The 23,381-nt window shown below is 71.9% G+C and carries 25 protein-coding genes, 1 tRNA gene and 1 pseudogene; 14 read left to right on the top strand and 13 right to left on the bottom strand.

The annotated features are described in order from the left end of the window. Nucleotides 1-54 precede the first annotated feature (54 nt). From JNW91_RS18340 to JNW91_RS18315, 6 genes are all read right to left on the bottom strand, one after another. The gene (locus JNW91_RS18340) at nt 55-918 is read right to left on the bottom strand and encodes a PspA/IM30 family protein (RefSeq protein WP_203176783.1); all 864 of its coding nucleotides are present in this window, start codon (nt 916-918) and stop codon (nt 55-57) included. Nucleotides 919-1,119: 201 nt separating this feature from the next. After that, nucleotides 1,120-1,578 carry a helix-turn-helix domain-containing protein gene (locus JNW91_RS18335; protein ID WP_203176782.1) on the bottom strand — a complete coding sequence of 153 codons (459 nt, stop codon included), beginning with the start codon at nt 1,576-1,578 and terminating at the stop codon, nt 1,120-1,122. A gap of 151 nt (nt 1,579-1,729) precedes the next feature. After that, a complete protein-coding gene (locus tag JNW91_RS18330) occupies nt 1,730-2,287 on the bottom strand; it encodes a CinA family protein (RefSeq protein WP_203176781.1) in 558 nt (185 codons plus the stop codon). 135 nt (nt 2,288-2,422) lie between these two features. Continuing rightward, nucleotides 2,423-3,013 (bottom strand): CDP-diacylglycerol--glycerol-3-phosphate 3-phosphatidyltransferase, encoded by a 591-nt coding sequence (gene pgsA / locus JNW91_RS18325; RefSeq protein WP_203176780.1) that lies wholly within the window; start codon nt 3,011-3,013, stop codon nt 2,423-2,425. A gap of 77 nt (nt 3,014-3,090) precedes the next feature. Further along, nucleotides 3,091-4,593, bottom strand: a complete 1,503-nt coding sequence (gene rimO, locus JNW91_RS18320) for a 30S ribosomal protein S12 methylthiotransferase RimO (RefSeq protein WP_203176779.1) — start codon at nt 4,591-4,593, stop codon at nt 3,091-3,093. A gap of 62 nt (nt 4,594-4,655) precedes the next feature. Continuing rightward, nucleotides 4,656-5,579 (bottom strand): ornithine cyclodeaminase family protein, encoded by a 924-nt coding sequence (locus tag JNW91_RS18315; protein ID WP_203176786.1) that lies wholly within the window; start codon nt 5,577-5,579, stop codon nt 4,656-4,658. A 157-nt stretch (nt 5,580-5,736) separates the two neighbouring features. Here JNW91_RS18315 and sugE point away from each other — a divergent pair, with 157 nt between their 5' ends. Next, a complete protein-coding gene (gene sugE / locus JNW91_RS18310; protein WP_203176778.1) occupies nt 5,737-6,051 on the top strand; it encodes a quaternary ammonium compound efflux SMR transporter SugE in 315 nt (104 codons plus the stop codon). A 74-nt stretch (nt 6,052-6,125) separates the two neighbouring features. Continuing rightward, nucleotides 6,126-6,371: a hypothetical protein gene (locus tag JNW91_RS18305; RefSeq protein ID WP_151491463.1), complete on the top strand. Its 246-nt coding sequence runs from the start codon at nt 6,126-6,128 to the stop codon at nt 6,369-6,371. A gap of 77 nt (nt 6,372-6,448) precedes the next feature. On the opposite strand, the gene JNW91_RS18300 is transcribed toward JNW91_RS18305, so the two are convergent. Next, nucleotides 6,449-8,902, bottom strand: a complete 2,454-nt coding sequence (locus JNW91_RS18300; protein ID WP_203176777.1) for a DNA translocase FtsK — start codon at nt 8,900-8,902, stop codon at nt 6,449-6,451. 113 nt (nt 8,903-9,015) lie between these two features. Here JNW91_RS18300 and JNW91_RS18295 point away from each other — a divergent pair, with 113 nt between their 5' ends. The 3 genes and pseudogenes from JNW91_RS18295 to JNW91_RS18285 all read left to right on the top strand — a co-directional run bounded on the left by JNW91_RS18295 (nt 9,016) and on the right by JNW91_RS18285 (nt 11,225). Beyond that, nucleotides 9,016-9,495: a type III secretion system chaperone family protein gene (locus JNW91_RS18295; RefSeq protein ID WP_203176776.1), complete on the top strand. Its 480-nt coding sequence runs from the start codon at nt 9,016-9,018 to the stop codon at nt 9,493-9,495. Continuing rightward, nucleotides 9,492-10,218: pseudogene (locus JNW91_RS18290) on the top strand (YbjN domain-containing protein); the annotation flags it as partial. The gene JNW91_RS18295 and the pseudogene JNW91_RS18290, both read left to right, overlap by 4 nt. A gap of 224 nt (nt 10,219-10,442) precedes the next feature. Next, on the top strand, nt 10,443-11,225 hold the full coding sequence (locus JNW91_RS18285; RefSeq protein WP_203176774.1) for an IucA/IucC family C-terminal-domain containing protein: 783 nt from the start codon (nt 10,443-10,445) through the stop codon (nt 11,223-11,225). 7 nt (nt 11,226-11,232) lie between these two features. Here JNW91_RS18285 and JNW91_RS18280 read toward each other — a convergent pair whose 3' ends face one another. Then, on the bottom strand, nt 11,233-12,951 hold the full coding sequence (locus JNW91_RS18280) for a hypothetical protein (protein WP_203176785.1): 1,719 nt from the start codon (nt 12,949-12,951) through the stop codon (nt 11,233-11,235). Between the two features lie 387 nt (nt 12,952-13,338). On the opposite strand from JNW91_RS18280, the gene JNW91_RS18275 reads away from it, so the two are divergent. After that, a complete protein-coding gene (locus JNW91_RS18275) occupies nt 13,339-14,049 on the top strand; it encodes a class I SAM-dependent methyltransferase (protein WP_203176773.1) in 711 nt (236 codons plus the stop codon). A 65-nt stretch (nt 14,050-14,114) separates the two neighbouring features. Here JNW91_RS18275 and JNW91_RS18270 read toward each other — a convergent pair whose 3' ends face one another. Then, nucleotides 14,115-14,657 (bottom strand): YbhB/YbcL family Raf kinase inhibitor-like protein, encoded by a 543-nt coding sequence (locus JNW91_RS18270; RefSeq protein WP_203176772.1) that lies wholly within the window; start codon nt 14,655-14,657, stop codon nt 14,115-14,117. A 142-nt stretch (nt 14,658-14,799) separates the two neighbouring features. On the opposite strand from JNW91_RS18270, the gene JNW91_RS18265 reads away from it, so the two are divergent. Beyond that, nucleotides 14,800-14,955, top strand: coding sequence for a hypothetical protein (locus JNW91_RS18265; RefSeq protein WP_203176771.1), 156 nt, complete (start codon nt 14,800-14,802; stop codon nt 14,953-14,955). Between the two features lie 47 nt (nt 14,956-15,002). Here JNW91_RS18265 and JNW91_RS18260 read toward each other — a convergent pair whose 3' ends face one another. Then, the gene (locus JNW91_RS18260; protein WP_203176770.1) at nt 15,003-15,659 is read right to left on the bottom strand and encodes an HAD family hydrolase; all 657 of its coding nucleotides are present in this window, start codon (nt 15,657-15,659) and stop codon (nt 15,003-15,005) included. 176 nt (nt 15,660-15,835) lie between these two features. Here JNW91_RS18260 and JNW91_RS18255 point away from each other — a divergent pair, with 176 nt between their 5' ends. From JNW91_RS18255 to bla, 3 genes are all read left to right on the top strand, one after another. Beyond that, nucleotides 15,836-16,765: a LysR family transcriptional regulator gene (locus JNW91_RS18255; RefSeq protein WP_203176769.1), complete on the top strand. Its 930-nt coding sequence runs from the start codon at nt 15,836-15,838 to the stop codon at nt 16,763-16,765. Next, a complete protein-coding gene (locus JNW91_RS18250; protein ID WP_203176768.1) occupies nt 16,762-17,682 on the top strand; it encodes a serine hydrolase in 921 nt (306 codons plus the stop codon). Before JNW91_RS18255 ends, JNW91_RS18250 begins: the two co-directional genes overlap by 4 nt. 169 nt (nt 17,683-17,851) lie before the next feature. After that, nucleotides 17,852-18,763 (top strand): class A beta-lactamase, encoded by a 912-nt coding sequence (bla, locus tag JNW91_RS18245; RefSeq protein WP_203176767.1) that lies wholly within the window; start codon nt 17,852-17,854, stop codon nt 18,761-18,763. Between the two features lie 139 nt (nt 18,764-18,902). On the opposite strand, the gene JNW91_RS18240 is transcribed toward bla, so the two are convergent. Further along, nucleotides 18,903-18,989, bottom strand: a tRNA-Ser gene (locus JNW91_RS18240). Nucleotides 18,990-19,156: 167 nt separating this feature from the next. Between JNW91_RS18240 and JNW91_RS18235 the strand changes: the two genes are divergently transcribed. Then, on the top strand, nt 19,157-20,134 hold the full coding sequence (locus tag JNW91_RS18235) for an NAD(P)H-quinone oxidoreductase (protein ID WP_203176766.1): 978 nt from the start codon (nt 19,157-19,159) through the stop codon (nt 20,132-20,134). On the opposite strand, the gene soxR is transcribed toward JNW91_RS18235, so the two are convergent. Further along, nucleotides 20,117-20,575, bottom strand: coding sequence for a redox-sensitive transcriptional activator SoxR (gene soxR / locus JNW91_RS18230; protein ID WP_203176765.1), 459 nt, complete (start codon nt 20,573-20,575; stop codon nt 20,117-20,119). The genes JNW91_RS18235 and soxR overlap by 18 nt on opposite strands. A 47-nt stretch (nt 20,576-20,622) precedes the next feature. Between soxR and JNW91_RS18225 the strand changes: the two genes are divergently transcribed. Beyond that, nucleotides 20,623-21,318: a transketolase gene (locus JNW91_RS18225; RefSeq protein WP_203176764.1), complete on the top strand. Its 696-nt coding sequence runs from the start codon at nt 20,623-20,625 to the stop codon at nt 21,316-21,318. A gap of 5 nt (nt 21,319-21,323) precedes the next feature. Then, nucleotides 21,324-22,217 (top strand): transketolase family protein, encoded by an 894-nt coding sequence (locus JNW91_RS18220; protein WP_203176784.1) that lies wholly within the window; start codon nt 21,324-21,326, stop codon nt 22,215-22,217. On the opposite strand, the gene JNW91_RS18215 is transcribed toward JNW91_RS18220, so the two are convergent. After that, the gene (locus JNW91_RS18215; RefSeq protein WP_139587811.1) at nt 22,203-22,910 is read right to left on the bottom strand and encodes a glycosyltransferase family 2 protein; all 708 of its coding nucleotides are present in this window, start codon (nt 22,908-22,910) and stop codon (nt 22,203-22,205) included. The two genes, JNW91_RS18220 and JNW91_RS18215, sit on opposite strands and share 15 nt — an antisense overlap. A gap of 124 nt (nt 22,911-23,034) precedes the next feature. On the opposite strand from JNW91_RS18215, the gene JNW91_RS18210 reads away from it, so the two are divergent. Beyond that, nucleotides 23,035-23,331, top strand: a complete 297-nt coding sequence (locus JNW91_RS18210) for a hypothetical protein (RefSeq protein WP_203176763.1) — start codon at nt 23,035-23,037, stop codon at nt 23,329-23,331. The last annotated feature ends 50 nt before the right edge of the window (nt 23,332-23,381 follow it).

Raw genomic sequence — 23,381 nt, 5'->3', positions numbered from 1 at the left:
GCGGAAGTACCGGGCTCGCTCGTCTGCCACCGGAAACCTCCTCGGACCGGACGTTCAGCTGGCGGCGGTCGGGTCGCCGGTGCCCCGCTCGCGGGCCATGCTGGCGCGCAGCTCGTCCAGCCGGGCCGCGGCGGCGGGGTCGGCGGCCTTCTCGGCCTGCGGTACGGCCGGTCGCTGCGCAGCGCCGCCGAGCTGTTCCCCGGCCATGCTGGACCGGATCTGCTCCAGCCGGGCCGAGCCGGCCGAGTCGATAGTCGCCTTCTGGATCTCCAGCATGCGGCCCTCGACCGAGTTGCCGGCCAGCTCCGCGCGGCCCATCGCGTTGGCGTACCGCCGCTCGATGCGGTCCCGCACCTCGTCCAGCGACGGGGTGTTGCCGGGCGCGGTGAGCGACGACATCGACTCCAGCGAGCGGGCCACCGTCTCCTGCATCTTGGCCTGCTCCAGCTGGCTGAGCAGCTTGGTGCGCTCCGCGAGCCTCTGCTGGAGGATCATCGAGTTGTTCTCGACCGCCTGGCGGGCCTGCGCGGCGGCGCCCAGCGCCTGGTCGTGCAGGGTCTTGAGATCCTCGGTGGCCTGCTCGGCGGAGACGAGCTGGGTGGCGAGCGTCTGCGCGGACTGCTCGAAGCGCCCGGCCTCGGCCTCGTCACCCTTGGCCCGGGCCTGGTCGGCCAGCACGAGGGCCTGCCGGGCGTTGCCCTGCAACCGTTCGACCTCGGACATCTGCCGGGACAGCTTCATCTCCAGCTGGCGCTGGTTGCCGATCACCGCGGCAGCCTGCTGCACCAGCGCCTGGTGCTGGCGCTGGGCGTCCTCGATGGCCTGTTGGATCTGCACCTTGGGATCGGCGTGCTCGTCGATCTTGGCACCGAAGAGCGCCATCAGATAGTTCCAACCCTTGACGAACGGGTTCGCCATCTCCGCGGTATCCCCTCAGTAGCGTCACTCCACCCGCGGTCGGACCGGACGGGCCGGCCGACCGCGGCCCCGGCCGGTCTCCATCGTCCCAGCCGAACGCCAGCTCGGCATCCGTACCGGGCGGTCGACGGCACCGGCAGCTCCTGCGGGCAACCCTACGCGGCTGGCGCCAGCTCGCCCACGGTCAACGGGAGGACGGGCTCAGGCGGCGCAGACCACGTCCCGGTCGCGCTCGGTGGGGCGGACGCGGGTGCTGCGCAGCGTGGCCTTGAGCGGCGACTCGTGGCGGACCGAGACGGCGACCTTGCCATCGGAGGTGACCTGACGCACACCCCGGTTGGTGCTCTTGCGCACGGCGGTCGCCGCGCCGACGGGCGTGGCCTCGATCGGCTCGTCCTGCATGTCGACGAGCACCCCGGGCATCTGCTCGGCGAGCGCCACGGTGTCGCTCACCTCGCGCAGCAGCTCGGACAGGCGGGCTCCGAGCGCGTCACAGATGGCGGCCAGCAGTTCGCTGGACGGCTCCTTGTGCCCCCGCTCGATCTCGGAGAGGTAGCCGAGGCTGACGTTCGCCGCGGTGGACACCTCGCGCAGGGTGCGGTGCTGCCCCTGCCGGCGCGCCCGCAGTGCGTCACCGATTACCCGGCGTAGCAGGACCATCGCACCTCCCCCTGAGGGATACTTCTCGCCCGGCGTCCGGCAGCCGGCCGCGGCGGACGCGCCGGCTCCGAGCGCCGGAGCCTTCCCGCAACCGTACCCGGTGCGGGCCGGCGCGACATCCCGCCCCGCCCGTCGGATGACCCGCGACGGCTCACGGGCGCCCGGCGCCGGCCGCGTCCCGAGCGGCGTCGTCGGCGTGGATCCGCTCGGTGAGCAGCCGTAACGCCTCGATCACCGCGGTCGAGCGGATGTGGTCCCGCCCACCGTCCAGATCGAGCTCGCGGACCTCGCCGCCGTTCGGGCCGGCGACCGCGACGTAGACCAGGCCGACGGGCTTGCCGTCCTGCGGCTCCGGGCCGGCGACGCCGGTGGTGGCGAGCCCCCAGTCGGCGCCGCACCGCTGCCGGGCGCCCTCGGCGAGAGCCGCCGCGACGTCCCGGTCCACCGGTCCTCGTTCCTTCAGCAGGTCGGTCGGTACGCCGGCCAGCGTGGCCTTCAGTTCGGTGGCGTAGACGACCAGCCCCCCTCGGTAGATCCCGCTGACCCCGGCGATCTCCACGATCGACGCGGCGAGCATGCCGCCGGTGAGCGACTCGACCGTGGCCAACGTCTCGTGCCGCTGCGACAGGCTGTGCACGGCGCCCGCCGCCGGACTACCCACCGGCGCCGCACCTTCCGCCGCCGGCCCGGAACCCGCATCCCTCTGCATCAACCCGTCCTTCCCCACCCGCGACCGCCCAACCCTCCCGCCCCGACCTCGTCGATCATGAAGTTAGCAGCGCGACACGCCGCACCGGGTGACAACAACTTCATGATCAACGGAAGGGGTGGCGGAGGGAGGGGGTCAGCGGGGGCGGCGGAGGCGGAGGGCTTGGACAATGTAGTCGAAGCCCGTCGCGACGGTCACCAGGACGGCGACGGCCATGATCCAGGGGCCGACCGTGGCGAGGGCGGCCGGCATCGGCCACAGGTACCACGCGATGGCCAGGGTCTGCAGCGCGGTCTTGATCTTGCCGCCGCGGCTGGCGGCGATCACGCCGTGCCGGATCACCCAGAACCGCACCCCGGTGATGCCCAGCTCACGGACGAGGATCAACACGGTCACCCACCAGGGCAGCCGGTCGTACCAGGAGAGCAGCAGCAGGGCCGCGCCGGTGAGCGCCTTGTCGGCGATCGGGTCGGCCACCTTGCCGACCGAGGTGACCAGAGCGAACCGGCGGGCGATCCACCCGTCCACCAGGTCCGTCGCCGAGGCCACCGCGAAGATCACGCAGGCCGCCATCCGCCAGCCGGCGTGAGTCATCCCGGAGACGACCACCGAGGCGGCGAAGACCGGCACCAGCACCAGTCGCAACGCGGTCAACGCGTTGGCGGCGTTGAGCACGGGCACCCGCGCGACCACCCGGGCCGGCGTCGACTCCGTCGCCCCGGTCACCGCCTCGCTCCGCTCGGACCGCCGTGGCGTTCCCGGGACCACACCACCTGGCTCCCCCGCTCCGTTCGGGCCCGCCGTCACCGTGCCGCGCCGGGCGCCGCCGAGATCATCTCATCCGGCACGGCGAGCAGGTCCACCCCTTCGGTGCCGGTCACCGTGGCACGCACCAGGTCACCCGGGCGCAGCGCGGCCAGGTCGACCCCGCCCTCGACCGGCGCGACCAGGGTGGTGGAACCGTCCACCTCCGGCGCCTGGTGCGCCGCCCGGCCCTCCACCACACCGTCGGCGATCGAGTCGACCAACACCTCGACGGTCGAGCCGAGCCGGTCCTCGGCCCGCTGCGAGCACAGCTCGTCGGCGAGCGCGCTGAGCCGGTCGTAGCGCCGCTTGATGGTCGCGGCGGAGACCTTGCCGGGCAGCCCGGCGGCCTCGGTGCCGTCCTCGTCGCTGTAGTCGAACATGCCGATCGCGTCCAGCCGGGCCTCGGTCAGGAACCGGACCAGCTCGTCGACGTCCGCGCGGGTCTCGCCGGGGAAGCCGACGATGAAGTTGCTCCGAGCACCCGCCTCCGGTGCCAACTCACGGGCACTGGCCAGCAGCTCCAGGAACCGGTCGGTGGAGCCGAAACGGCGCATCCGGCGCAGCACCGGCTCGCTGGAGTGCTGGAACGACAGGTCGAAGTACGGGGCCACGCCCGGCGTACCGGCGATCGCCGCGACCAGCCCGGGCCGGGTCTCGGCCGGCTGGAGGTAGCTCACCCGCACCCGGACGATGCCGGTCACCGCGGCGAGCTGCGGCAGCAGCTTCTCCAACGCCCGGGGGTCGCCCAGGTCCTTGCCGTACGAGGTGGAGTTCTCGCTGACCAGCACCAGCTCCCGTACGCCGGTCTTGGCCAGCCACTCCGCCTCGGCGAGCAGCTCGTCCGGCGTACGCGAGACGAACGCACCCCGGAACGCGGGGATCGCGCAGAAGGCGCAGCGACGGTCGCAGCCGCTGGCCAGCTTCAGCGAGGCCACCGGGCCGGTGTCCAGGCGGTGGCGCAGCACCTGGCGCAGGTGCGCCGGGGTGTGCTCGTCGGTGTCGACGGCGGCGCGGGTCACGGTGCCGTGCCCGGGCAGCGACACACCGGTGTCGCGCCGCTGCACCGGGGTCAGCGGCAGCAGCTCACGCCGGTCCCGAGGGGTGTGCGCGGTGACCTGCTCACCGGCGACGACCGCGTTCAACCGGGCGGCGATGTCCGGGTAGTCGTCGAAGCTCAGCACCGCCTGCGCCTCGGGCAGGCTGTCGGCCAGCTCCCGGCCGTACCGCTCGGCCATGCAGCCCGCCGCGACCACCTTGGCGCCGGTCCCGGCGGCGGCGAGCAGGGTCTGGATGGAGTCCTGCTTGGCCTTCTCCACGAAGCCGCAGGTGTTGACGACCACCACGTCGGCGCCCTCGCCGTCGGTGGTCACCTGCCAGCCGTCGGCGTGCAGCCGGGCGGCCAGCTCCTCCGAGTCGACCTCGTTGCGGGCACAGCCCAGGGTCAGCAGGGCGACGCGACGGCCCTCGGCGTTGTCATCAGGGGAGGTGGCAGACACCATCCGAGGGTACCGGGCCGGCCTGGGAGGCCCACGCACGCGTACCAGCGCACCCCGGGCGGCGGTCAGCGCGTCGCGGCGGCCACCTTCGTCAGCCGGTCGAGCAGGAAGACCTCGGTGCCGGCCAGGCCGGTGGAGCAGAAGAGGGAAATCTGGTCCGCCGTGGTCCGGCCGGGGACCGCGCCGGCCAGCACGCCGCCCAGGTCACGCAACCGGCCGGCGTACGGGGTGGTGGCCGCGAGCATCGCAGGTCGGTAGTCCGCCGCCTGGGCGGGCGAGTCGGTGACCAGCACCTCGGCGACGTCCAGCAGGTCGGTGCCGAACTCGCTGCGATCGCTCTGTTTGAAGCCGACCGCGTTGACGTGCGTGCCGGGGCGCAGGTCGGCGGCGCGGAGCACCGGGGTCGGGCTGGTGGTGGCGAGCACCACGATGTCCCGGCCCGCCACGGCCGCGCCCGGGTCGGCAACCGCGCGCGCCGGTACGCCCAGCTCGGCGCGGACGCGGGCGGCGAAGGCGTCCCGCCGGGCGGCGGAGCGGCTGTGCACCACCACCTCGCGCAGGGGGCGGACCGCGGCGGTCGCCCACACCTGGGTCCATGCCTGCCGGCCGGAGCCGATCACCGCGAGGGTCGCCGCGTCGGGCCGGGCCAGCGCGTCGACGGCGACAGCGCCCAGCCCTCCGGTACGCCGGGAGCCCAGCTCCTCGCCCACGGCGACCGCCCGGACCGCCCCGGTGCCGGCGTCGTGCAGCACGACCAGCTGCTCGGCCCGCGGGTGGCCGAAGGTGTCGTAGGAGCGGAAGCCGTACCACTCGCCGACCAGGTGCCCGGCGGTGAGCACCATCCGCCCGCCGGCCAGCGGGGCGGCGGCCCGGGGCGGGGCGACCAGCCGCCCGTCGTACGCGGCCAGCAGGGCGTCGCGCATGGCGTCGACCGTGGTGGCGGCGTCCAGCACGGCGGCGACCTCGGGGTCGGCGTAGAGCAGGGTCATGACGGTCATACTGCAAGTTGAAGCGAGGTGTAGGTCAATACGGGGGCGGCCCGGGTCACCGCGCGTCACGCACCCCCGGGGCCCGTGCCGCCCCGCCAGCGGTCAGACTCGAATCGTCCCTGCCGGCAGGCCGGGCAGCGCGCGGAGGTGGACGACGATGGCATGGCTCGTACTGGTGATCTCGGGACTGCTGGAGACGGCCTGGGCGATCGCCCTGGACCGCAGCGGCGGCTTCAGCCGGCTGGTCCCGTCCCTGGTGTTCGTGGTGACCCTGGTGCTGAGCATGGCCGGGCTGGCGTACGCGCTGCGGGAGATCCCGGTCGGCACCGGGTACGCGGTCTGGGTCGGCATCGGCGCGGTCGGCACCGCCGTCGTCGGGATGCTGGCGCTCGGCGAGTCGGCGAGCCTGCCCCGGATCCTCTGCCTGCTGCTCGTGGTCGCGGGCGTCGTCGGCCTGAAGATCTTCCACTAGGAGACATGCGTGACCAGCGCCCACAATGGGTAGTGATCGATTCGTCACGACAGGCTCTCACACCGGAGGCAGACATGGCCGACGTACCAACCACCGCCCGCCCGCGCAGCAACGCTGCCCGGATCCTCACCATCGTGGGCTTCGTCTTCGCGGTCCTCGCCCTGCTGCTCAACCCGATCATCTTCGGCGTGCTCGGCGTCATCGCGGGCATCGTCGGCGCGGTGCTGGGTGACAAGCCGCTGGGCTGGTACGCCGCCGCGGCCAGCGTGGTCGCCGCGATCATCAGCCTGGTGATCATCGGCGCGCTGATCAACAACTGACCACGTTCCGACAACGGGCCCGCCGGCTGCCGGCGGGCCCGTTGTCGCACTCCGGGTCCCGTTCGTACCCGTCCGGCTCAGTCCCCGTCGCCGCGCAGGCCGACCAGGACCTCCTCCAGCTCGTCCGGCTTGACCAGCACGTCGCGCGCCTTCGAACCCTCCGACGGGCCGACCACCCCGCGGGTCTCCATCAGGTCCATCAGACGACCCGCCTTGGCGAAACCGACCCGCAGCTTGCGCTGGAGCATCGAGGTGGAGCCGAACTGCGAGGTGACCACCAGCTCCACCGCCTGCACCAGCAGGTCGAGGTCGTCACCGATGTCCTCGTCGATCTTCTTCTTGCTCTCCTGCGCGGGGGCCAGCACGTCCGGGCGGAACTCCGGCTCGCGCTGGTCCTTGCAGAACTTCACCACGTCGGCGATCTCGCGCTCGGTGACCCAGGCACCCTGGATGCGCACCGGCTTCGACGCGCCCATCGGCAGGAAGAGCCCGTCACCGCGACCGAGCAGCTTCTCCGCGCCCGGCTGGTCCAGGATGACCCGCGAGTCGGCCAGCGACGAGGTCGCGAACGCCAACCGCGACGGCACGTTCGCCTTGATCAGGCCGGTCACCACGTCGACCGAGGGGCGCTGGGTGGCCAGCACCAGATGGATGCCGGCCGCCCGGGCCAGCTGCGTGATCCGGACGACCGAGTCCTCCACGTCGCGCGGCGCCACCATCATCAGGTCCGCCAGCTCGTCCACGATCACCAGCAGGTACGGGTACGGACGCATCTCCCGTTCGCTGCCCGGCGGGGCCTTGATCTCGCCGTTGCGCACCTTGCGGTTGAAGTCGTCGATGTGCCGGACGCCGTTGGCGGCGAGATCGTCGTAGCGCATGTCCATCTCGCGGACCACCCAGTCCAGCGAGTCGGCCGCCTTCTTGGCGTTCGTCACGATCGGGGTGACCAGGTGCGGGATGCCCTCGTAGCCGGTCATCTCGACCCGCTTCGGGTCGATCAGCAGCAGCCGCACCTCGTCCGGGGTGGCCCGGGTGAGGATGGACACCAGCAGCGTGTTGAGGCACGACGACTTGCCCGCGCCGGTGGCGCCGGCGATCAGGATGTGCGGCATCTTGGCGAGGTTGGCCACCACGTAGCCACCCTCGATGTCCTTGCCGAGCGCCACCACCATCGGATGGTGGTCGCTGGTCGCCGCCCGCGAGCGCAGCACGTCGCCGAGCGCGACATTTTCCGGGTCGGCGTTGGGGATCTCCACGCCGACCGCGCTCTTGCCCGGGATCGGGCTGAGAATGCGCACGTCCGGCGACTTCACCGCGTACGCGATGTTGCGGGACAGCTGCGTGATCCGTTCGACCTTGACGCCGTGCCCCAGCTCCACCTCGTAGCGGGTGACCGTCGGGCCACGGGTGAAGCCGGTGACCGCGGCGTCCACGTCGAACTGGTCGAACACGCCGGTGAGCGCGGCGATCACCTCGTCGTTGGCCTTGCTGCGGGTCTTCGCGGCGGCCCCGGCGCTGAGCATGTTGGCCGGCGGCAGCGTGTAGTCGCCGGCAAGCCCGGTCAGCGCGAGCTGCTCGGCACGGGTCGGCGCGGGCGAATGCTCCGGCGGCTCGGCGGGCTTGCGGCTGGCCGGCACCTTCGCCGGCGCCTTGCGCGGCAGGACCATGGTCTCCTGGAGGTCGGCGCCCTCCAGGTCGTCGAAGTCGTCCGGGTCCAACGGGGGCGGCATCCGCTTGGCCGGTCGCTTGCGCGCCGGCCGGGCCGCCGGCTCGTCCGACTCCTCGGCGGCATCCGGCGGCGCGACCAGCCCACCGGCGAGCAGGCCCAGCCGCTCGGGGATCTTGTTGATGGGTGTCGCGGTGACCACGAGCAGGCCGAAAAGGAGCAGCAGGATCAGCAACGGCACGGCGACCCAGGCGGTGACCGCCCGCTCCAGCAGCCCGCCGACACCCGCGCCGACCAGACCGCCGGCGTAGTCACGCTGCACCGTGGTCGTCGGATCCTGGCCGATCTGGAGCAGCGCGGCGGTCGACACCAGCAGCGAGCCCCAGCCGATCAACCCGCGGCCCCGGTGCTCCGGATCGGCCGGCTCGCGCATCAGCCGCCACGCCCCGATCATCAGCAGCACCGGTACGACCACCGAGATCGCGCCCAGGAACAGCCGGATCGTGTCGGCCAGCCGCGCGCCCACCGGGCCCGCACCGGAGAACCACAGCGCCACGGCGCTGAGCAGGGCCAACCCGAACAGCAGCAGCCCGGCGCCGTCGCGGCGGTGCTCGGGGTCGAGGTCACGGGCCGAGGCGGCCTGCCGGCCGGCGGCCCGCACCGCCCAGCCCATGCCGTGCGCCAGCCCCATCCACAGTGCACCGACCGCGCGGCCGACGTAGACCGCCGGTCCCGGCCCGGCGGGCGTGGTGCGCCGCCGGACCGGTGCCCGGGTCTTCTTCGCCGGTTGACGGGCACGGCTGTTGGTGCCACCGCGCGGCGACGCGCCGCGTCGCCGGCTCGCCTGAGAGGTACGGCCCGCCATAGAGTCACGGTAACGGCGGGACCCGGCAGATCGCCGCTTTTCCGGGTCGTGTCCGCGCGTCGCAGCACGGACCGCGCCGCCGGTCGTGATATCCGCCTCAGAAGGGATGCCCGATGGCGTCGCCGGGATACGAGGACGGTCCGGACGATCCGCTGGCCGGGCACCCCGACGTGTTGCGTCCGCTGACCGGCGAACTGGTCGCCGCGGTGCTCGCCGCCCGCGGCCGGCCGGTCGGTCGGGCGGTGAACGGTGAGCTGGTGGGCCGCTTCGACGACAACCTGATTTGGTTCCTGCGCCTCGGCGGGGACGGCGAACTGCTCCAGGTCCGCACGATGGTCACGCCCACCTTCGGCATCGAACGGGTACCGGACCTGTACGCGTTCTGCAACTCGTGGAACCACGACCGGCTCTGGCCCAAGGCGTTCGTGCACGTCGACGACGGGGGCCGGGCGCGGGTCTACGGCGAGGTGATCACCGACCTGGAGCGTGGGGTGACCCCGCACCAGCTCGACCAGCTACTCGACTGTGGCATCTCGGCCGGCTGCCAACTCGCCGTGGCCGTCGGTCGGTTGCCCGGCGCGGTGCCGGCGTGACCGGCCGGGACGACTTCACCGGCCACCGCACCTTCCGGGCGGACGAGCCCGGCACGCCGGACCCGACCCGACGACTGGTCGTGCACCGCGATCCGGCGCTGGTGAGCGCGCTCGCCGACGCACGGGACCTGCCCGACGGGCCGGACCGGCTGTTGGCCCTCGAACGGCTCGCCGAGCGGGCCGACGCGGCCGGTGACCTCCGGTCCGCTCTGGACGCCCGGTTCGCGCTGATCGAGGCGTACCTGCTGCACGGCGAGCGGTGGCGGCTGGTCGAGCCGGTGCGCCGGTGCCGGGCCGCCGCCGACTACCGGCCCGAGTTGCTCACCGACGACGAGGCCCCGCTGCTGCTGCGCCTGCAGCGCTACGCCGTGGAGGCGCTGCTCGGTACCCCCCGGGTGGGGCTGGACCAGACCCGGTCCCTCCTGGACGACCTGGCCCACCGCGTCGGGGCGGACGGGCCCGACGCGCCGACCGTCGCGGAGCTGCGCTGTCGGATCGCCGACCACCTCGGCGACGAGCCGACCGCCCGGCACTGGTACCAGCGGTGGGCGGGCACGGACGGGGGCCGTCGGGGGCATGCCCCGGCTGCGCCCCGGCCGCCGCGCGGAGCTGCTCGCCGGCTGGGGAGAGTGGCGGGCCGCGGCTGACCGAACTGCGGGAGCCACCGGCGACGTGGCGGACTGCACCGACCAGCCCGAGCGGGCGCTGGTGGCCGGGCTGCTCCACCGACGGCCGCCGATCCTCCCGCGTTTTCCGGCGCCGTCGACGGGTAGTACGCCGTGCGCGCAGGTCATGGGGTGACCTGGACCTCCCGATCCGACCCAGGTGAGGCTTCCCTTAGACCGGCGGACGTGGTTAGGCTAGCCTTAGCTCAGGACGGCACTGGTCGTCCGCCGGGGCACACTCCTCGGTCGCTCGGACGGGGGACGACTCAGGTGACAGCGGTGATGCCGAGGCGGGACGCGACCGCCACGCCACTCGCCCCCGTCACTGCGGCTCTGCGCTCCATGTTCGGCACCGATGATCTTCCCGGGCTCGCCCGGGGCCTGCTGGTCGACGACGAGTTCGGCTGGTCGCCCGCCACCACCCTCATCGACGGCAGTCGCCTGCCGGAGCTTCTGCGCGCCGCCGCCGTCCGCTGGGGCGGCACCCCGCACGCCTGCGCGGCGCTGGCCTGGAAGTCGTACAGCTACTGGACGGCGCTTCCGGTCGTGCTCGGCTGGGCCTCGGCCCGCCGGGTGCCACTGCTCGACCCGTCCGATGTGCTGATCCACTTCGAGGACCACCGTCCGCTGCTCACCCTGGGTCTGCGTCGCAGCACCGCCGTGGCGGTCCTGCCGAGCGACCCGCTGGCGCTCGCCGGCCTGCCCGAGGTCCGTGTCGTGGCCGACGAGGCGGAGCTGCTGGCCGCGTTGCGGGCCTCCCTGCTCGACGCCCACCTGGCCCCGCTGATCACGGCGATCCAGGCGGAGGTCCGGGTGGGCACCCGGACGCTGCTCGGATCGGTGGCCTCCGGCATCGCGCACGGCATCCTGCGTGCCGCGGACGGGCTGCCCGGCTCGACGGTGCAGAGCATCGACACCCTGCTCGGCGCTCTCGACCTGGCCGACCTCGTCGAGTTGGTGCCGGGGCCGACCGGCGAACCGAGCGTGCAACGACGCACCTGCTGTCTCGCGTTCACGCTGCCCAGCCCGAAGGTGTGCCAGGGCTGCTGCGTCCGCCAGGGCTGAGCCCCGATCAGTCGGTCAACGGCCGCGCGTCCCACACCCACACACCGCCGGTGAAGACCGGCTGGATCCCGGTCAGCTCGGTCATCCCCCGACGTAGCGCCGCCTCGTGCTCGTGCGGCCCGAGGATGACCACCCCGGCCCGCCAGTAGCGCAGGTCGTCGACCGCCTTGACCCGGCTCTGCGGGGTGATCGGCGGCACCGCCCCGGTGCGCCGAATGGTGGCGAAGAAGCTGCTGGTGGGGCGGGGAGTCGCACCGAACAGCGCGACCTTCGGCGGCTTCGCGTTCGGCCGGGTGTCCGGACCGAGGAAGTAGCCCCGGGCCAGTGGCATGTCCAGCCGGGTCACCGCGGACCAGCGCAGCGGCTCCGCGTAGGTGGTGTCCGGCAGCGGCAGGCTCACCACGCTGCGCCCACCGGTCACGTAGGGCCGCCACGCCCCGCTGGTCACGAAGGTGGGGACCGGGTCGAGGTCGACCACGGGCAGCGGGGTGGGCAGGATCGGCAGCAGGGCCATCGTGAGGACGGTGGCGGTGGCGAAGCGGACCTGCGGCCGGGCGGCCGGGTACGAGCGGGCCAGCTCACGGGCGCGCTCGGCGCCGTACGCGAGCAGCACTCCGATGATCGGAGTGATCGCCAACGCCCACCGGGTCGGCACCACCGAGTGCAGGATCGGCAGGTTCTCCAGGGCCGCCCAGGGCCCCGGCACCCCGGTGCCCCGATCGTCGAAGCGGACCTCTCGGCCCAGGGACAGCACCGTGAAGAGCAGCCCGAGCGCGCCCAACGCGAGCACCACGATCGATCGGCGCATCCACCAGACCAGGGCGATCACCAGCACCAGCAGCGCCCAGCCGAAGAAGCTGTTCTCCTCGGTCGGGTTCTTGGCCAGGCCCGCCGCGGTGCGCGGGCTGCCGGCGAGCGACTCCCGGGAGTACGCGACGAACGAGGCCAGGTCGCTGGAGTAGCCGCGGATCAGGCTGGAGAGCCCGGAGTACGCGCCCGGGCCGAAGAACTGCACGTACAGCGGGTACGCCAGCAGCACGCCCGACAGCCCAGCGGCGACGGCCAGGCCGGCGAGGAACGGCCGGGACCGGGACCGCAGGGCCGGGCGGCCGAGGGCGAGGACGCCCACGACCACACCGAGACCGATCGCGGTCATCAGCAGGATCTCCAGGTTGAGGAACGCCTGCCAGACGATCACGAGTGCGAGCAGGATGCCGTTGACGAGCCAGCGGCCCGGTTCGCCGAGACGCAGCGTGCGCCAAATGATCAAGGGGACGACGAACTGCGACACGATGTTCGGGTGCCCATTGGCGTGCGACACCATGGCCGGCGCGAACGCGCAGAAGCCGGCGCCCAGCCAGGCCGGCCCGCGGGCACCGATCAGGACCCGGGACAGCAGGAAGTACCAGGCGGTGGCGGTGGCAATCATTCCGAGGGTGAGAAAGGCCAGGAAACTCGCGCGTGGCCCCAGAAGCAGGGTGATCGGCGTCATTGGCAGTGAAATGGATAATACGGACGTATTAGCCATGAGATTCACGCCGTCCGGGACGTTCATCCGGTCCGAATGGAACGGGTAGGCAAAATGCGTCACGACCCGAGCACCGTGCGCCATCATCCATTCGAACTGCGACTGGTCGGAGCGGTTGTCTCGCAATCCGCCGCCCGGGTCCAACCAGAGTCGCCCGGTGACCCAGAAGCCCAGCGCCACGAAGCTCAGCACCGCCACCAGGTCGGTCCGCTTCCCGTTGCGGCGCAACGGACCGCCACCGTCAGCCCCCTCCACCGCCGCCCCCGAGCGCGGGCGGTCGCCGGGCACGGCCGAGCGGTCACCGGGCACTGCCGGGCCGTCTCCGGGCGCAGCCGGACCGTCGCCGGGCGCGTCCGGTTCAGGAGTAGTCATGACAATTCGTAGGGTAGCCAGCGTGTGGCACGGCCGTGACATGTTTCGGGGTACTGCCGTACTATGTGTCGGGTTCGCCGCCCGCCGATCACGTGCCCACCCCCCCGACCACAATTCGGCAACCCCGATGCCCCGATTCTTCTGCCGTCCCAGTGGATGATTCACTCTGTCGGTCCAGGCACGGGTCGGGTTCATATCGTGAGGAATCGACGCATGGCAGAAATCACTGGGGATCAGCGCGTCCAGTCCGAGGTGCTGGAGGGCCTGGCGACAGCTGTCAACCACCGTCGCTGGTTCGTCGAACTGGCAGTGCCGTACCTCGGCGACGACCCGATCGAGATCGGCAGCGGTCTCGGTGACTACGCGCTGGAATGGTCACAGCGGCTGCCCCGGTTCACCGCGACGGAGGCCGACCCGGACCGGCTGGTGCAGCTCAAGGAACGCCTCGCCGACCAGCCGAGCATCGATGTCCGGCAGATGCTGCTGCCGCACGACGACCGGGGTCACTACAGCGCCGCGGTCTCGTACAACGTGCTGGAGCACATCGAGGACCACGTCGGCGCGCTGCGCAGCATGCGCGACCTGGTCCGCCCCGGCGGCGCCGTCATCATCATCGTGCCGGCGTTCGAGTTCGCGATGAGCCCGGCCGACATCGCCACCGGGCACGTCCGCCGCTACACGAAGAAGACGCTCCAGGCGGCGATGACCGAGGCCGGCCTGACGGTCGAGAAGATCCACTACGCGAACGCGCTGGGGCTGATCGGCTACTTCATGGCCACCAAGGTCTTCCGCCTGATGCCGAAGGAGGGCCCGATGGTCAAGGTGTACGACACCCTCGTCCTCCCCGCCACCAAGGCCGCCGAACAGCGCATCCGCCCCCCGTTCGGCCAGTCCGTCTTCGCCGTGGCCCGAGTTCCCGCCTGACCGCACACCCCCGCGATCTTGCACTCGCCCTTCTCGAGCGGAGGTGCAAGATCGCGGGGTACGGGTCATTCCTTGATCTGGTACGTCGGGCGGATCACCGCTCGGGCCAGGGTGTGGAAGGTCAGGTTGAAGCCGACGTAGGCAGGGCTGGCGTCCGGGGTCAGGTCCAGGCGGTCCACGTCCAGGGCGTGCACCGCGAAGACGTACCGGTGCGGGCGGTCACCGGGCGGCGGCGCCGCACCGCCGTATCCCTGCTCGCCGTAGTCGTTGCGGACCGAGAACGCCCCACCAAGGTCGGTGCCCGCCGCGCCGCCCGCACCACTGGGCAACTGGGTGACACCGACCGGCACGTTCACCAGCACCCAGTGCCAGAAACCGCTGCCGGTCGGCGCGTCGGGGTCGTAACAGGTCACCGTGAAGCTCTTGGTCTCGGCGGGAAAGTCCGACCAGGTCAGCTGCGGGGAGACGTTCTCACCACCGGTGCTGCCGTGCGCGTGCCGGGCGTCCATCGGCTCGCCGTTCTGCACGTCGTCGCTGGTCAGCGCGAACGAAGGCACCGTCGGCAGCAGCTCGTACGGGTCGGGGGCAATCGGTCGTTCCAGGGTCATCGGTACGCGTCCTTCCGGTGTGCGGAGATACCTGCCCCTTCATACCCCCTTCAGGACCGTGAGAAGACCGGAAGCCTCGGTGTCCGCAGTCAGCCGAGGAGCGTTATCGTGGTCAGCCTGCAACGTTCCACAGGGGGAAATCTTGGCACGGGTCTGGCGGGATTTCCTGGTCGCTGCCTTCAGTGCGCTCCGCAAGCCGGACGAGCAGGCGCTTGCCGAGGAGCGTCGGCGCGCGATCGAACGCCTCGCCGACGAGGTGATCCGCGAGGACAGGCGGGACGCAGACCCGCCGCGTTGACCCGGCGCGGCTCGGTGCGGGATGTTGACCCTCGGCCTGGCGGCGAGCTAGCCGCTTGCCGCGTTGTGCTTCGCGACCAGGCTCGGGAGTTCGTCCAGCGAGTCGATGCGGAACAGGCACCGCTCGGACACCGCGGGGATGTCGAGGATGTGACCCCACGGACCGCGCCGGATGAGGCACGTCTTCATGCCGGCCTCCATGGCCGGGCCGGCGTCGTTGTCGGGGCGATCGCCGACGTACAGGATCGACGACGCGTCGCCGCCGCCTTCGCGGATGACCTGCTCGAAGAAGCCCCGTGACGGCTTCGCCACGCCCCAACCGTCCGACGTGCCGATCACGTCCACGGAGAGGTCGAGAGCCCGCAGGATCGCCTCCGCACGAGCTGGCTGGTTGCCGGCCAGGCCCACGAACAGGCCCTGCTCCTTCAAGGAGGTCAGGCACGCCCGCGCGTCCGGATAGAGATCCTCTTCGCCGAACAGCTCCGGCTTGCCGGCGACTGCCCGGCGCTCAAGCTCGGCGGTGAGGTCGAAGTCGGGTCGGAAGGCCCGGAACGTCTCCCGGTAGTCCAGACCCCGGGCGATCACGGCCCCGAAGACCGCCGAGAACGTGTGGCGTGGAACGCCGAGCCAGTCCGCCCAGGCCGCGAACTCGCGGGACTCGTCGAGGATCGTCCCGCCGACATCGAAGAAGATCGCCCTGATCACGTACGTTCCTCCGTCCCGGTCATGTTGTCAGCGGATCATAGACGCGATGATCGAGACCCGCTCATGAGCGCGAACGCGGCAACGCCGGAGCGGAGGGAACCGGGGAACCTCAGTTCAGCACGTTGCCGGACCCGCCCGCCGGCTGGCTGTATGCAAGATCGCGATAGGTTGAGGAGATGGATGTCGTCGCCGCATGCCGGGCTTTCGTAGCGGTCAGTGGTCACGGCAGCTTCACCGCGGGGGCTGTTGCCGCAGGCATCCCTCAGTCGGTCGCCAGCCGCCGCGTCGCCGCCCTGGAGGAGCACTTCGGCGCCCAACTGTTCGACCGATCGTCCCGGGCGGTCAGGCTGACTCCGTTCGGGCGGGACATGCTGCCCACAGCACGGCGTCTCATCGACCTCGCCGATGCCCTGGCGCACGACGCCGAGCGGGCACGGCGAAGCCCGTTCCGGCTCGCCGTGCCCGACACCTGCGCCGCACGCCATCTCGCGGCCGTCGTGGCCGAAGGGCATCGACGCCAGATCCACCTGGAAGTACTGCCAGCCGGCCCGGAGGAACGTGCCAGGCTCTGCCGGACCTTGGAGGTCCGCGCGGGCATCGTCCCGGTGCCCCCGGGGGACGCGGCCTGGCGGGTGCCGCTCGGCCTGGCCGGCCGGGTCCCCTTCCCCGCACCGACCCTGTTCCTGGAAACCCTCCGCCCCGGCCGGACCACACGCACACGACGCCGCATCCTGATCCAACCCGAGGACGACGTACCCCACGTGCGCGACCCGTTGACCCGGCTCGGTCAGTCGGTCGGGCTACAACCGGCCCAGGTGGTGACCACCCGGTCGCTCATCGACGCCGCCGCCGAGGCTCTCAGCTCTCCCGACCTGCTGCTGTGCTCCCTGAGACAGGCCGAGGAGTTCGGGCTGCACTGGGGCCCGCTGGCCGGAGAACCGTTGGCTCGGGGTTACGACCTTTCGGCCGGAGCACGCGACGACGCCCACCGACTGCGCGCGATCCTCGGCCCGGCCATCGCCCGATGTCTGGGCGTGCCCAGCAACGGCCGGACGTCCGACGAAGACCCGACAACCGGGACGGAACAGCAGGAAGGGGCGTCATGAGCGTGTCCGTCGTGGTGCGCGCTGCCCGCAAGATGCTCGACGAGGCAGGACTGCACGGCTCGTTCCTCGTCCGCAACCTCGACTCGGGGGAGGAGATCGGCTTCGACGCCGACCTCGAGCATCCCGTCGCCTCGCTGGTCAAGGTGCCGTTGGCGGTGGCCACTCTCGAACGGGTGGCTCGCGGCGAACTCGACCCGGCGATGCCGGTCGATGTCGCACCCGGCGGCATCACCACACCCGGGCCGACCGGACTGAGCCGCTTCCGCCACCCCGCGCGGATCGCCCTGGGCGATCTGCTCTACCTGAGCACGTCGATCAGCGACGGCGTCGCAGCCGACGCTCTGTTCGACCTGACGCCGCCTGCCGCCGTCGCTGCCGAGCTGCGGCGCCTCGGCATCGAGGGCATCGCCGTACGGCACCGGATCAGCGACCTGACCGACACGCCGGCGGAACGCCTCGGCCCCGACGACGCGCATCTGGCTCATTCCCTGGCCATCGGCGCGGCGACGCCAGGAAGGGGCCATTCGGTCACCCAACTCGACGTCACCCGCGCCAACGCAGGGTCGGCGCGGGCCTTCGTCGACCTGTTGCACGCCATCTGGCGACCGTCGGCGATCCAGCCGACCAGCGCAGCGCGGGTACGCGAGCTCATGGCTGACAATGTGCTCCGCCAGCGGCTCGCGCCCGACTTCACCTCCGACGCCTCGCGCTGGTCGTCGAAGACCGGCACGTTGCTGCACCTGCGCCACGAGGTGGGCGTCGTGGACCACACCGACGGGCAGTCGTATGCGATCGCAGCTCTCACTGAGTCCCGCGTACCCGCCGTGCAGCAACCCGGCAGTGAGGCGACGATGGCGCAGGTCGCGCGCACCCTGCACGACCACCTGCGGGCTGGCGCCCCACCCTGGTGGGGGTAGTCCCGTCGACCCGGACAGCGCGGGCAGCGCCGGCGGCGCCCATGCCGGATCGGCATGAAGGTGCCCGCTTCTGTCTTCGACAGATACGCCGGGCCCCTGTCAGGGTCGACTCCTGCCCGGCCGGTGCGCTGTCGGTGGTCGGGCCAACGACACAGAGAAGGAGTGAATGATGGCATTTTCGCCCCTACGTCTGGCGACGGCCGTGACCGCGGCGTCGACCCTCATTCCCTTGGCCGCATGCGGCACCGCTGACGCGGCTGAGGTGAGCATGGAGGAGCGCGCGGTGACGTTCACGGCTTCGCCCGCCGCCAACCGGGAGTTCCAACGGCTGGAGGAGACGTTCGACGCCCGGCTGGGCGTCTACGCGATCGACACCGGTACGGGTCGGACGGTGCGGTACCGGGCCGACGAGCGGTTCGCGTACGCCTCGACCTACAAGGCGCTGGCCGCCGCCGAGGTCCTCGACGAGACCACCGACGCCGAGCTGGACCGGGTGGTGCGGTACTCGGCGAGCGACCTGGTGACCTACTCGCCGATCACCGAGCAGCACGTCGCCGAGGGCATGACGCTGCGCGCCCTCGCCGACGCCGCCGTCCGGTACAGCGACAACACCGCCGGCAACCTGCTGTTGCGCCACCTCGGCGGACCGCAGCGGTTCGAGAAGGAACTGCAGGAGGTCGGTGACAAGATCACCGACGCGGCCCGCTACGAGACCGACCTCAACGAGGCGACGCCCGGTGACAAGCGGGACACCAGCACTGCTCAGTCCCTGGCCGACGACCTGCGGGCGTACGCCGTCGGCGACGCCCTCGTGCCGGCGGACCGCGACATCCTCAACGGCTGGCTGCGGGGCAACACCACCGGCGGCGCGCTCATTCGCGCCGGTGTCCCGGACGGCTGGGTCGTCGGGGACAAGACCGGTGCCGGCGGGTACGGCACCCGCAACGACATCGCGGTGATCTGGCCGCCGGACCGCGCGCCGATCGTCCTCGCGGTGCTGTCCAGCCGCGACGAGAAGGACGCCAGCTACGACGACGCCCTCATCGCTCAAGCGGCGGAGGTGGTGATCGCCCGACTGTGAGCGGGGTGGGTGGCTGCGGGGTCCTGACCAACGGTCAGGACGAGGCGGCACGGAAGCGGATCGAGGCCGCGCATTTACAGGAGCGCCCCCGCCCAGCGTTCGCGCTGGTCAGGGGCGCTTCTGCTGTTGTCCAGAAGGGCGGAGGGTGTGGGATTCGAACCCACGAAGACATCGCTGCCTTACCGGTTTTCAAGACCAGCGCCATCGGCCACTAGGCGAACCCTCCCGGACCGTCACCCTCGGGTGCACGGCCGTGCCTAGTCTGCCACGGCTCCGCGCGGCAGGCCCGGCGTCCCTCCCCGAAAACGCGCTGCGGCCGTGGGCCCGGACGGGTCCACAGTGGCCTGGAGGGTGCGCCTGCGGCCGGCGGCGGCATCGGGTATGACTGAGGCCATGCGAGCCATCACGATTCCGCAGCCCGGTGGTCCCGACGCGTTGGTCTGGGCCGAGGTGCCCGATCCGGAGCCCGGCACCGGTGAGGTGGTGGTGGACGTGCGGGCCGCCGGGGTCAACCGCGCGGACCTGCTGCAACGGCAGGGGCACTACCCGCCGCCGCCGGGCGCGCCGGAGTATCCCGGGATGGAGTGCTCCGGGGTGATCAGCGCGGTCGGGCCGGAGGTGACCGGGTGGGCCGTCGGGCAGGAGGTGTGCGCGCTGCTGGCCGGTGGCGGGTACGCCGAGAGGGTCGCCGTCCCCGCCGGGCAGTTGCTGCCGGTGCCGGCGGGCGTCGACCTGGTCGACGCCGCGGCGCTGCCGGAGGTGGCCTGCACGGTCTGGTCGAACGTGGTCGGCGTGGGCCGGCTCGGCTCGGGTGACACGCTGCTGGTGCATGGCGGGGGCAGCGGGATCGGCACGTTCGCGGTTCAGTTCGGGGCGGCGCTCGGGGCGACGGTCCTGGCCACCGCCCGGGCGGCCAAGCACCCGCGGCTGCGCGACCTGGGCGCGGCGGTGACGATCGACTACCGGGAGCAGGACTTCGTCGAGGAGGTCCGGCGGGCCACCGACGGCCACGGCGCGGACGTGATCCTCGACATCATGGGTGCCTCCTACCTGGGCCGCAACGTCACCTCACTGGCCACCAACGGCCGGCTCGTGGTGATCGGGATGCAGGGCGGGCGCAAGGCCGAGCTGGATCTCGGCGCGTTGCTGACCAAGCGGGCGAGTGTCGCGGCGACCGCGTTGCGTTCCCGACCGCTGGCCGAGAAGGCGGAGATCGTCCGGGGCGTACGCGACGAGGTGTGGCCGTTGGTCGAGGCCGGCACGGTCCGCCCGGTGGTGGACCGGCGACTACCGATGACCGAGGCGGCGGACGCCCACCGGCTGGTGGAGTCGAACGATCACTTCGGCAAGGTGCTACTCATCCTCGGGTGACGCCGGCCGGGGAAGCATCAGGCGCGCTCCCGGCCCCTCGCCGGCGAGGGCGTCCTCGGGGTTGTTGAGCGTGCAACGTTGCAGGGACAGGCAGCCGCAGCCGATACAGCCGTCCAGGTCGTCCCGGAGCTTGGTGAGCAGCCGGATCCTCTCGTCCAGCCGGCCCCGCCAGCTGGCGGAGAGCCGCTCCCAGTCCTGCGGGCTGGGCGTGCGGCCCCCGGGCAGTGACTCCAGCGCGGCACGGATCTCGTCCAGCGAGACGCCGACCTGCTGGGAGATCCGGATGAAGGCGACCCGCCGCAGCTCGGCGCGGGCGTAGCGGCGCTGGTTTCCGCCGGTACGGTCGGCGCGGATCAGTCCGAGCCGCTCGTAGTAGCGCAGCGCGGATGGCGCCACGCCCGAGCGGACGGACAGCTCGCCGATCGTCAACAGATCCGTCATCACCCGGTCCTTGAGTTCAAGTGCACTTCAAGTCACAGGGTAGTGGCATGACCACCACAGTCACCACCGACAGCAGGGCAGTGCTCGCCGGGCTGATCCGCCGGCTGAGCGGCGACGAGAAGCACGCGCCCAGCGCCCACTCCACCATCGACGTACTCCAGGTGCTCTACGACCGGGTGCTCCGGATCACCCCGGACACCGCCGACGATCCGGAGCGCGACCGGTTCCTGCTCTCCAAGGGGCACGGGCCGGCCGCCTACTACGCGGTGCTCGCCGCGCACGGTTTCATCCCGGACGACTGGCTCGACGACCTCGCCGGGCCGGAGAGCCGACTCGGCCACCACCCGGACCGGCTGCTGGTGCCGGGAGTCGAGATCGGTTCCGGCTCACTCGGCCACGGGCTCGGTTTGGGCGTCGGCACCGCGCTCGGGCTGCGGGCCCAGGGCCTGCTCAAACCCCGGGTGTACGTGCTGCTCGGCGACGCCGAGCTGGACGAGGGATCCAACCACGAGGCGATCGCGTACGCCGGCGCGACCGGCCTGGCGAACCTCACCGCGATCGTGGTCGACAACGCGTCGGCCACCCACGGCTGGGCGGGCGGCATCGCCGGCCGGTTCACCGTGAACGGCTGGACCGCCGACACCGTCGACGGCCGGGACCACGCCGACCTGTACGCGGCGCTGACCGGGCACCGGCCGGGACGGCCACACCTCGTCGTCGCCCACGTCAAGAACAAGGGATGACCGCCATGCGTGCCGCTTTCATCGACGCCACCACCGCCCTGCTCGACGACGACCCCCGCACCGCCCTCGTGCTGGCCGACATCTCGGCCAGCCAGTTCGCACCGGCCAACACCCGGCACCCGGAGCGGGTGCTCAACGTCGGTATCCGGGAACAACTGATGATCGGCGTGGCCGGCGGGCTCGCCCTGACCGGGTTGCGCCCGATCGCGCACTCGTACGCGACGTTCCTGGTGGACCGGACGTACGAACAGATCAAGCTGGATCTGGACCACCAGGGTGTGGGCGCGGTGCTGGTCAGCATCGGCGCGTCGTACGACGGGTCGCGGGAGGGCCGGACCCACCAGTCGCCCGGGGACGTGGCGCTCTTCGACACCCTCGTCGGCGGTTGGACGGTGCGGGTGCCCGGCCACCCGGACGAGGTGGCACCGCTGCTCCGTGCCGCCGCGACCACCGACGACCCGGTCTACCTACGGCTCGGCGAGCAGCGCAACGCCCAGGCGTACCCGGACGCCGACCGGCTGCGGGTGCTGCGGCGGGGCGGGGCGGGCGCGCCCCTCGTGGTGGCCGTCGGACCGATGCTCGATCCCACCCTGGCGGCGGTCGAAGGGCTGGACGTGACGGTCGCGTACACCCACACGCCCCGACCGTTCGACGCGGCCGGGCTGCGCGCGCTCGCCGGGACGGACGTGGTGCTGGTCGAGCCGTACCTCGCGGGAACGTCGAGCGCGGTCGTCGGCCGCGCCCTCGCGGATGTGCCGCACCGGCTGCTCACCCTCGGCGTGGGCCGGGCCGACCTTCGACGGTACGGCGATCCGGCCGACCACGCCCGGTGGCACGGCCTGGACGCCGAGGGTCTGCGACGCTCGCTGGACGCGTTCCTCGGATCAGTTCGACGATGACACGGCGGGACGGCGGCGGGCGCGTTCGCGACCGAGGATCCAGATCGCCTCGACGCCGTCCTTCCAGGTGATCTTCTTGCCCTCTTCCCGGCCGCGTGCCCGGTAGCTGATCGGCACCTCGTACGGGCGGATCCGGCGGCGCAGCAGCTTGCCGGTCACCTCGGCCTCCATGCCGAAGCCGCGCGAGCGCACCCCCAGCGACCGGTACAGCGCCACCGGCATCAGCTTGAAACAGGTCTCCAGATCACCGATGTACGAGTTGAACAGCACATTGGCCGCCATCGTGACGCCCTTGTTGCCCATCACGTACCAGAAACTGTAGGCGCTGTGGCTGCCGAAGGTGCGATTGCCGTAGACCACCGTGGCCCGCCCGTCGAGCACCGGGTCGAGCAGCTTGGGGATGTCCTGCGGGTCGTACTCCAGGTCGGCGTCGAGGATGACCATGTAGTCGCCCTCGGCGCTGTCCACCGCGGTCTTGATGGCCGCGCCCTTGCCGGCGTTGCGCTGGTGGGTGATGACCCGCAGACGAGCGTCGTCGGCGCGACCGAGGATCTCACCGGTGCCGTCCCGGCTGCCGTCGTCGACCACGACAAGCTCGATCTCGCAGGGATAGTCCACCGCCAATGCCTGCTTGAGGGCATCCGCGATGCGTTCTTCCTCGTTGTAGACCGGCATGAGGATCGAGAGCTTCACGGGAATCTCCACGGTGGCGACAACACGTCGGGCATAGCCTAGCCTGGCTGGTCAGCTCGACGCTGGCCGCCATCGTCGGGCGGTCGGCGTGGCGGGCTCAGGCGGATGGTGTTTACTTCCGGCCATGTCGGCTGCCGGCTCCCTGCTCGCGGCGGTTCCCGCCGCCTCGGTGCTCCTGCTCACCGTCGCGACGAGGCCGCGCGGGGTCGGCGCGATGGCCCCGCTGCGACTCGCCGCGGTACGCGCCGTCCTGCTCACGGGAGCGTACGCGGTGCTCGTCGTCGAGGTGCTCGGCGCGCTGCACGCGCTGAACCGACCGGCGTTCACCACCGCCTGGGTGCTCTTCCTCGCCGTCGCCGCCACCGCCGCCGGGTTGCGTAGCTCGATGAAGTCGTCCAAGCGCTTCGACATGTCGTCGTAATGCTCGACGGCGCTCAGCTCAACAGGGGATCCGAGCCGCTTTCCAGCAGC

The sequence above is a fragment of the Micromonospora parastrephiae genome (assembly GCF_016802865.1).
GTDB lineage: Bacteria > Actinomycetota > Actinomycetes > Mycobacteriales > Micromonosporaceae > Micromonospora > Micromonospora parastrephiae.
This window is presented reverse-complemented; position numbering and strand designations above follow the sequence as displayed.